Source organism: Acidovorax delafieldii 2AN (genome assembly GCF_000175235.1).
GTDB classification, from domain to species: Bacteria; Pseudomonadota; Gammaproteobacteria; order Burkholderiales; family Burkholderiaceae_C; genus Acidovorax; species Acidovorax delafieldii_B.
In genome coordinates, this window is the sequence record NZ_ACQT01000147.1 from 1 (window position 1) to 9216 (window position 9216).

Annotated in this window: 7 protein-coding genes; 4 read left to right on the forward strand and 3 right to left on the reverse strand. The window is 67.7% G+C overall.

Annotated features, from left to right (window positions below; translation table 11 throughout):
• The 3 genes from ACDELDRAFT_RS15485 to ACDELDRAFT_RS15495 form a co-directional block, all read left to right on the forward strand.
• Window positions 1-1155, forward strand: a 1155-nt coding sequence (locus ACDELDRAFT_RS15485; RefSeq protein WP_005798471.1) for a hydroxysqualene dehydroxylase, incomplete at its 5' end; no start/stop codon positions are given.
• Window positions 1156-2112: 957 nt separating this feature from the next.
• Window positions 2113-5355 (forward strand): diguanylate cyclase, encoded by a 3243-nt coding sequence (locus tag ACDELDRAFT_RS15490; RefSeq protein WP_232504792.1) that lies wholly within the window; start codon window positions 2113-2115, stop codon window positions 5353-5355.
• Between the two features lie 134 nt (window positions 5356-5489).
• Window positions 5490-6491 carry a Bug family tripartite tricarboxylate transporter substrate binding protein gene (locus ACDELDRAFT_RS15495; RefSeq protein WP_005798473.1) on the forward strand — a complete coding sequence of 334 codons (1002 nt, stop codon included), beginning with the start codon at window positions 5490-5492 and terminating at the stop codon, window positions 6489-6491.
• A 181-nt stretch (window positions 6492-6672) separates the two neighbouring features.
• On the opposite strand, the gene ACDELDRAFT_RS15500 is transcribed toward ACDELDRAFT_RS15495, so the two are convergent.
• The 3 genes from ACDELDRAFT_RS15500 to ACDELDRAFT_RS15510 form a co-directional block, all read right to left on the reverse strand.
• Window positions 6673-6885 carry a DUF2788 domain-containing protein gene (locus ACDELDRAFT_RS15500; protein ID WP_005798474.1) on the reverse strand — a complete coding sequence of 71 codons (213 nt, stop codon included), beginning with the start codon at window positions 6883-6885 and terminating at the stop codon, window positions 6673-6675.
• Entirely contained in the window at window positions 6882-7730 is an 849-nt protein-coding gene (locus ACDELDRAFT_RS15505; protein ID WP_005798475.1) for a DUF2189 domain-containing protein, read from the reverse strand. The genes ACDELDRAFT_RS15500 and ACDELDRAFT_RS15505 overlap by 4 nt, the downstream gene beginning before the upstream one ends.
• A gap of 240 nt (window positions 7731-7970) precedes the next feature.
• Window positions 7971-8726 (reverse strand): HAD family hydrolase, encoded by a 756-nt coding sequence (locus ACDELDRAFT_RS15510; protein ID WP_005798476.1) that lies wholly within the window; start codon window positions 8724-8726, stop codon window positions 7971-7973.
• 170 nt (window positions 8727-8896) lie between these two features.
• On the opposite strand from ACDELDRAFT_RS15510, the gene ACDELDRAFT_RS15515 reads away from it, so the two are divergent.
• The coding region (locus ACDELDRAFT_RS15515) for a DUF2946 family protein (protein ID WP_198403256.1) at window positions 8897-9216 on the forward strand (320 nt) is incomplete at its 3' end.

Sequence of the window (9216 nt, forward strand, 5' to 3'; positions counted from 1 at the left end):
ATCCTGATCGGCGCCTATGCCGAGAGCCTGCGCCTCATGCGCACGGTGGGAGTGGATGTGGACCGGGCCCTGCTGCGCGTGCCGCTGGCCCTCACCTTCCCGGACGGCACAGGCCTGCGCCTGCCCGACCTGCCGCCGCCCTGGGACGCGCTGTTGGGCATCGCGCGGGCACGGGGCTGGAGCACGGGCGATAAGGTGGCGCTGTTGCGTACCGCCGTGGCATGGCGGTTGCGGGGATTCCGCTGCGCGCCCAGCGCCTCGGTGGCACAACTGTGCGCGGCGCTGCCAGCCAAGCTGCTGCAGGAATTTATCGACCCGCTCTGCGTTTCCGCCCTCAACACCCCGGCGGCGCAGGCCAGCGGCCAGGTCTTCCTGCGGGTGCTGAAAGACAGCCTGTTCAGCGGCCGGGGCGGATCCAACCTGCTGCTGCCCCGCGCCGACCTGGGCACTCTGTTTCCCGAATCGGCCACGCGGTGGCTTCAGGCGCATGGTGGCGAGGTGCGCACCGGCCAGCGGGTGCTCGGCATCGAGCGGGCGCCCAACGGCTGGCGGGTGAACGGCGCGCCCTTCGATGCGGTGGTGCTGGCATCCACCAGCACCGAGGCGGCCCGCCTGGTTCGCTCGGCGTTTGCCGCGCTGCCAGGACCTGCGGCCACCGCATTGCAGGGCTGGGCGGCCACGGCCGAGGCGTTGCGCTTCACGGCCATCGCCACCGTCTATGCCCAGATGCACCCCACGCCACAGGCGGCCGTGCTCGCGCAACCCATGCTGGCGCTGCGGCCCTGCGAAGGCCGCCCGGCACAGTTCGTGTTCGACCGCGGCCAACTCGGCGGCCCCGCCGGCTTGCTGGCTTTCGTTGTCAGTGCCAGTGAGGGCGACCGGGCCACGCTGGAACAGGGCGTCCTGGAGCAGGCGCGCGAACAGGCCGGGTTGCAGGGCCTGCGCATCGTGCAGACCGTGGTTGAAAAACGGGCCACCTTCGCCTGCATCCCCGGCCTGCAGCGCCCCCCGCTGGCGTTGTGCGAAGGCCTCTGGGCCTGCGGCGACTATGTCGAGGGCCCCTACCCCGCCACGCTCGAGGGCGCAGTGCTGAGCGGCACGGCGGTCGCTGAACAGCTCGTGCGCGCAGCAGCGCCACCTGGCACGGCGGGCTAAGAACCTGCTTGCGCTATTTTTTTCACAGCAAAGGCCACGCGAACTGCGTCCATCCAGCCCCTGACGACTCCGAGGCCGTGCCATGGCCAGGAACAACGGGGGGCTCGGCTTGCGCAGTCCTTTCTTCAGGGGCGATCCCCAAGGGCCGTTCGCGGCGCTGCCAAGCCCCGCTGGAGCCGCCACTCCCGTTCGTTTGGCGCCTTGCGCTTGATGCTTTTGACTCCTTTGACCCTTTGGGGCGGCAACGCATCCGGCAAAACAGTGCGAACTGGCCCGTGGCGGCTGCCGCCTTGCTCCCCTGCGCAGCATCCATGGCCTTGGCCTGAAGCGCCGCACCCTCGCTGCGCTTTGAATTCGCCCTAACCCGCCAGGCTGCCGCCCACCACCGGCCCACGGCCACCCCAGGCCAAAATGTCTGTGGGCGGCCGTCAGGGAGCGGCTGTCGGGGCTCGGGGCTCGGGGCTCGGGGCTCGGGGCTCGGGGCTCGGGGCTCGGAGCTCGGAGCTCGGAGCTCGGAGCTCGGAGCTCGATGTTCAGTGGCCAGACTACTTTCCGATGCCATGGCCACTCCACTGGGTCACGCTGGGCACCATTCCCCCAGGGCACCGCAAATCACCCGCACCGGCCGCGCAACCAGGCGCCCCAGCCACGCCCGGCCTGGGAAAAATGGCCCCCTCCTTGCGTGGTCCTATTTCCCATTTAATGTAACCATATGCATCTTCTGCAATAAAATAGCTGCAGATGCAGCCATTTGACCGCCTCTCCACGTTCCCCGACACCGTTCTGCATCCCCAACCGGCTTCCCGCGCGACCGGGTTGTGGCGCATAGCGGCAGCTTTGGCGTTGGTCCTCGTTTGTGGCGGTATCTACTGGGGCCAGCTTCTGGCCCAGCAGCGTGATCAAAGGGCTTTTGCCGAAAACCAGGCGCAACTGCGGGCCACCCAGATGTCCGCCACCATGGCAACGCAGGTTGAAACCCTGGTCGGCGGGCTGGAATACCTGGCGCGCAGCCTTGCGATGACCTACGAGGCCGAGCCGAAGCAGTATTTCCCGCTGGCCGTGGGTACGGCTCTCTCCAGTTTTCCCAAGGGCAGCATTGCCCAGATTGCCATCGCCAACGCGGCAGGCGAGATCGTCTACTCCAGCCTTGACCGCGCACTGCCGCCCCAGGCGGCGCTGGTCTCGATTGCTGACCGCGAGCACTTCCGGGCGCATGTCCTGCGCGCCGAGCCCCGCCTGTACATCAGCCGCCCGGTGCTGGGGCGGGTGTCGGGCCAATGGTCGGTGCAATTCACGTACCCGGTGCTCCATGGGGAGCAGTTCAAGGGCGTGGTGGTGCTGTCGATTGCCCCCGACTACCTCTCCTCCCATTTCCGCGAAGTGTTCACCGAAGGCAAGGACGTGGCGCTGCTGGTGCGGTCCGATGGCTCTTACCTCGCTCGCTCGCACCAGCAGGAGGCTGTGCTCCATCTCTCCGTCCCGCCCGAGCGCGACTTTCTCGTCCACCCCGAACAGGTGCGCGGCCACTACCAGGCCAAAGCGCCCATCGACGGCACGGAACGTCTTTATGCGTGGCAGCGCCTGCATGGCTATCCATTGATCGTGAGCGTGGGCCTCGAGCGCGCGCGCGTGCTGGCAGCCACCGAACGCAGCATTCGCGAAAGCCGCATCAGGAATGCCGCGGGCACGGTGATGACCATGGCGGCGGCCCTGTGGATTGCCCTGCTGTTCGTGCGCCAGCGCCAGTCTCAGATGCGGCTGGAACGGCATCGACAGCGTTACCAACTCGCGCTGGAAGGCGGAAAACTCGGCACCTGGGAGTGGACCACGGACGAAGCGCACTTCCAGGTGGACGAGCGCTGGCACGACCTGCTGGGCACCCCGGCCTCACAGGGACCGCCCAGCCTGGCCAATCTGCACGAACGCACGCATCCGGACGATTGGGCCGCCTGGCGTGCCGCCCTCGACGCCCACGTGCGCGGCGAGACCGAGACCTTTGACGCCGAATCGCGCCTGCGCCACCAGGACGGCACGTGGCGCTGGATTCACGTTTGCGGTCGCATCATCCAGCGCGCCGCGCCCGGCCATCCGCAGCGCATCACCGGCACCTATGCCGATGCCACCGAACGCTATGCCGCCGAGGCAGCCCGCGCCGAACTGCAGCAGCGCCTCGCCAAGCTCGTGGCCCAGGTCCCCGGCACGGTGTACCAATACCGCCTCGATCCAGACGGCAGCAGTCACTTCCCGTATGCCAGTTCCAGCATCACAGTCACCCTGGGCATCGCGCCCGATGCCGCGGCGCTCAATGCCGAGCACGCATTTGTGCGCATCCATCCAGACGACCGCGATCGCGTCAGGGCAAGCATTGCCGAGTCGGCGCGCACACTGGCAGCATGGCACTGCGAGTGGCGCCAGATACTGCCCAACGGCGATGTGCGCTGGTTCGCAGGCTCAGCCAATCCCGAGCGCGAGGCCGATGGCGGGACGCTGTGGCATGGCTACCTCCATGACGTCACTGAACAGCATGCATTCACGGAAGCCCTGCGACGCAGCGAAGAGCGGCTGCGCCTGACCGTGGCGGCGGTGCAGGACGGTTTGTGGGAGTGGAACACCGCCACGGGAATGATCTCGCTCGACACGCGCTGTCTCGAGATGCTGGGCTACGAGGGGCAGCCGCACATCCTGTCATTCCGCGCCTGGCAGCGACTCGTGCACCCGGATCAGCGCAGGGCGCTGTTCACAGCACTGCAAAGGCAGGTGGCCCTGAGCGAACTTTTCGATGTGGAAGTACGCCTGCGCGCGGCGGACGGCCAATGGCGCTGGGTGGAAATCCGGGGCCACGTGGCACCCACCGCCGCTAACGATAGCCTGGGCTCAGGCACGTTGATCATCGGCACCCAGACCGACATCGGCCAGCGCCGCGCCGACAGCCAGCTGCAGCATGCCCTGCTCGACAATGCCGCGGCGGCACTGTTCGTGTCGTCGCCCAGCTACACCATCGAACTGGCCAACCAGCGCGCCGAGGAGATCTTCTCGCAGGACGGGCTGCCGCTCAAGGGCCGCAGCATGCAATGGATCCATCGCGACACACCCGCCTACGAAGAATTCGTCCGCTCCGACGAGGAGGTGCGCCGCAGCGGTTCGGTGTACCGCGAATACCAGCTGCGGGTGGCCTCGGGGGCCTTGCGCTGGTTCTCGCTGCGCGGCACGCTGCTCGACCCCGATCAGCCGGCGGGCAACCTCATCTGGACGCTCATGGACACCACCGAGCGCCGGCAGGCCGAAGAGGCGCTTTCGTCGGCACGGGCCCACCTGCTGGAGATCATCCAGCACTTCCCGGGGGGGGTGCTGGTGCAGGACGCGGCGGGGTCGGCCGTGGTGGTCAACCAGGCCATGTGCGACGTTTTTCGACTGCCCTCGCGCGCCGCCGACGTGATTGGCTGCAGCCGCGAGGCGCTCGAATCCCTCATGCCACCAGAGGCACGCCCCCTGCAGCCGTCCAGAAACCCCAGCCACAACGATGCGGTGGCGGCGGAATATGAAATCGTGCTGAACGACGCACGCACGGTGCGCATTCAGTACATTCCCATCCGCAAGCCCCAAGGCGAACACCAGGGCCGCCTGTGGATCGCCAAGGACGTGACCGAACGGCGACGCCACGAGCAGACCCTCGAGCGCCTGGCCACCACCGACGCCCTCACCGGGCTGGCCAACCGCCGCGCCTTCATGGCCCGGCTCGAGGAAGAGCGCATGCGCCCCTCGATGGGCGGGCGTGGCGGCATGCTCATCATGCTGGACCTCGACCATTTCAAGCGGGTCAACGACACCTGGGGGCACGCGGCAGGCGACGAGGTGCTGGTGCACCTTGCGCGTCTGCTGCGGGGGGATCTTCTGCGTGCCACCGACCTGGCGGGCCGCCTGGGCGGCGAAGAGTTCGCCGTGCTGCTGCCCGACACCACCGCCGAGGAAGCCCTCGGCGTGGCCGAGCGGCTGCGCCGCGCACTCGAACAAAGCAAGATCCATGTGGGCGATGGCGCCACGCTCCAGGTCACTATGAGCCTGGGCGTCGCTCCGATCACCGGTGACGCGCTGGCCGTGCTAGCGCACGCCGACATCGCCTTGTACGAGGCCAAGAACACCGGCCGCAACAAGGTCGTGCTGGCACGGTCGGACGAACCAGTGCCGCTACCTGCAGCCTGAGTGGCTCGTCCGTTGGTACCCCGGCCCCGCCGACCGAGAAGATGGCCATGCGCGGCCCCAAACCCGCGATTGGAAGGCACGAGGCGGGCGATCTCGCCGCACAATGCGGGAGCCCATCCAAGGAGACTTTTTTCATGCACCAACTTCCCCCTTTTGCCCCCACTCGCCGACAGTTGCTGGGCGCCGGCAGCGCAGCCGCCCTTGGCGGCCTGCTGCCCGCTACATCCTGGGCCCAGGCCACCTGGCCCACCAAAGCAGTGCGCTTCGTGGTGCCCTTTGCGCCGGGTGGCAGTTCGGAAATCGTGGCGCGCTCCACTGCGGCCGAACTGAGCAAGACGCTAGGGCAGAGCGTGTTCGTGGACAACAAGCCGGGCGCGGCCGGCAACATTGCCATGGCGGAAGTCGCGCGTGCGGAAGACCACCACACGCTGATCCTCGGCCACATCGGCACGCTGGCGGTGAACCCTTTCATCTTCGACAAGCTGCCCTATGACGCCAACAAGGACTTCAAGCCCGTGAGCCTGCTGGCCAAAGTGCCCAGCCTGTACGTGGTGCACCCCGACGTACCGGCAAAGAACCTCAAGGAGTTCATCGCTTATGTGCGCAAGAACCCGGGGCGGTTCAGCTATGGTTCGGCCGGCAACGGCAGCGCCGGCCACCTGGCGTTTGAATACCTCAAGATGACGGCCGACCTGTTCATGCTGCACGTGCCCTACCGTGGCACCGGCCCCATGATGACCGACCTGCTCTCCGGTCGCCTGGACGCATCCGCCGTGGGCGCGGCCGCCATGCTGCCCTTCATCAAATCAGGCAAGGTGCGCTGCATTGCCACTGGCTCTGCCCAGCGCCTGCCCCAGCTGCCCGATGTGGCCACCGTGGCCGAGCAGGGGTTTCCCGGCTTCGAGATGACCCAGTGGTACGGCATGCTGGCGCCCGCCAATCTGGCGCCGGCCCATCTCGACAAGCTGTCCACCGAAACCATGAAAGCCGTCAGGACCCCGGCCTCGCTGGAGCGCCTGGGCGGCGACGCAGCCGAAGCCATCGGCGGCACCCCCGCGCAATTTGCCCAGTTCATCGCGGCTGAACAGGCGCGCTGGAAGAAAGTGCTGCTGCGCGCCAAGGTCAAGCCCGACTGACGAAGCCCTCCGGCAGGCAGCGCGCGCCGGGCGCACCGCCTGCCGCGCCATCAAGGCAAGCCTGCGTTGCCCCGCGGCCCGCTCCGCCAGGAGGGCTGCGCGCCCCCACGCCGCCCACATGCAAGCCATGCCGGCATGCACGTGGCCTGTCCCTTGGACCAGTTCCTGCTGGCTGCTGGCCCTATTTCTCGATCCACCACTGGATGACCACCTTGGCCAGAAACCCCAGGAAGCCTACGCCCAGCCCCAGAAACAGCACGAAGGTCCCGAACCGGCCGGCCTTGGACTCCCAGGCCAATTGTCCGATGATGAACAGCATGTAGAGGATGAACGCTCCCACCCCGTAGGTGAGAAAGAAGCTCGAAATCTGCGCTTCGGTGAAACCAAAGATCATGGACGCACCCCTTGCATCGGCGCAGCGCTTTCGCCTTCACGCAGCGGCAGGCTGGACGCATCCACCAGGTCGCGGTAGGCGTGCCAGCTGGCATGGCCCAACATGGGCATGACTGCTATCAACCCCAGCAGCAGCGAACCCAGGCCCAGCAGGGTGAACCCCAGAATCAACGCGGCCCACAGTGCCATGGGCACCGGGTTGGCCAACACCGCCTGCCAGCTCGTCAGGATCGCCTGGCGCAGGCTGGCGCGCCGGTCCAGCAACAAAGGCATGGCCACCACACTGGACAAAAAGATGGGTGCGGCCATGAGGCTACCCAGGGCCAGCCACAGCGCAAACAGTCCGCCGCCAGGGGCCAGCACCACATGCAGCAAAAAGTCCCGCGGCGTCTCGATGGGCACCGGGGCCAACAGGGTGATCAGTGCCGCCGAGGTCACGACCCAGCCTGTCGCAGCCAGTGCCAGCAGGGCTCCGAACTGCACCATGCACCAATAGTCATTGCCCCGTTTGTCGGCGTGGCTGCTCTGCCAGCTGAGCCACGTTTTCAGCACCACGGTCATGTTGGCCGGCTCGTGCCGCTCCAGCGCCCGGCTCAGCGCATACAGGCTGGTGGCCAGCACCGGCGCCACCACCAGAAAGCCCGACAGCGCACCGGCCAACAGCCAGAAACGGTTGTAGGCCACGGCCATGATGGCGGCGCCCAGCAGCGTCATCGCCAGCCCGTGCGCGAAGCTGATCCAACCCGCACGTGCCATGTCCCGCCAGCCCAGCGCGAGCCAGGCAAGCGGTTGCATCAGCCCGATGGTTCGGACAACGGGCAGTGGGGGGGGCGGGGTCAAAGGCATAGGATGTCTCTGTGGGGTGACGAGCGTCTGTTCATGGTGTTTTGTCAGCGCGGGGCATGTAGCGCGCTCCAGTGCGGGCCCCAGCCACCGCCAACGCAGCGACGCCGGTAGGCGGCGCGACGGCGTGTGGCGCGCAAAGGCATTCCGAAGGCAATGCCGGCGGCACCGGTGCCGCTGCGGAAATCCTCCGCCATGCCGCGCACCGGCGCGGGAGGGCGGTGCCCGCAGAATGCCGGTCGATTACAGCGCATGGGGGCGTGGAGAAGCGGGCTGGCTTGCAGGCGCCGCAAGCCCCTCCAGCATGCGGCACAGCTCGGTCAGGGTGGCGACCGTGGCATGGGGTGGCTGTGCGTGCGGCCAGTCCTGACCCGTGCTGTTCAGCCACACCGCCTGCATGCCTGCATTGATGGCCGCCTGCGCATCCAGTGTTGCGTCGTCACCCACATGCAGCACCTCATGGGGTTGCACCCCCACGGCGCTCGCCGCAGCATGGAAGATGCGCGGGTCGGGCTTGGCCACGCCGAACTCCCGCGCGCTGATGCTGGCTTTGAAATAGTGGCCGATGCCCACGCGGTGCACATCGGCATTGCCGTTCGAGACAGCCACCACGGGGTAGCGCTGCGAGAGAAACGCGAGCGTCGAATGGGCGTCGACAAACAATTCCACGCGCTGGCGCTCGGCAAAGAAGACCTCAAAAGCGGGTTCGGCCAGCGCCGCGTCGTCGCCCGCCTGGGTGAGGGCGAGGCGGATCGATTCGCGCCGCAGGGCGCTCAGGTCGTGCTTCAGATCGGGCCGCAGGGCCACCATCTGGTTGCGAATGGCGCGCAGCGCCTCGGTGTTCGAATACAGCGCCGCCGTGGACGGCGCGTGTGCGACCAGCCACTGCAGCAGGGACGCCTCGGCGCGCGTGATGGTGGGCCAGATCGGCCACAGCGTGTCATCCAGGTCGAGCGTTACGGCACGGATGCGGGTGAGATCGATGGCAGCGGGGGGCACAGAAAACAGGGCGTGGCAGGTGGCAGCGGGGCGCGCGAAGCCGGGCCCCGAGAATACCCGAAGCGCGCAGCCAGGGCTGGCATGGGCCCATCACCGCGGCAGCCTCGCCATCCGGGTGCTCTTGATGCAGAACAAGGACGCCACCCGCCAACGCCGCGAGAATGCGCGGCGTGACACCCCGCCCCCTGCGCTCTTCTCGCGGCAACCGGCTGCCCGCCATGGCGCTGGCCCTGCTGGCGTTGTTCGCCCAGTTCTGGCTCGCGCAGGTGAGCACAGCACATCTGGGGCAGATGCTGCAGCAGCAGGCCCTGTGGAGCGACATCTGCTCCACGCAGGGCAGTTCGCATTCGCGAGAAAACCCCGATACCCCGCCGACCCACGCCATGGGCGGCATGAACTGCCCGGTCTGCGGCACAGCGGCCGCCAGCTTCACACCCGCCGCTCTACCAACGGCCGTGGCCGCGCCGGTCGAAGACGCGTTCTACCGCGT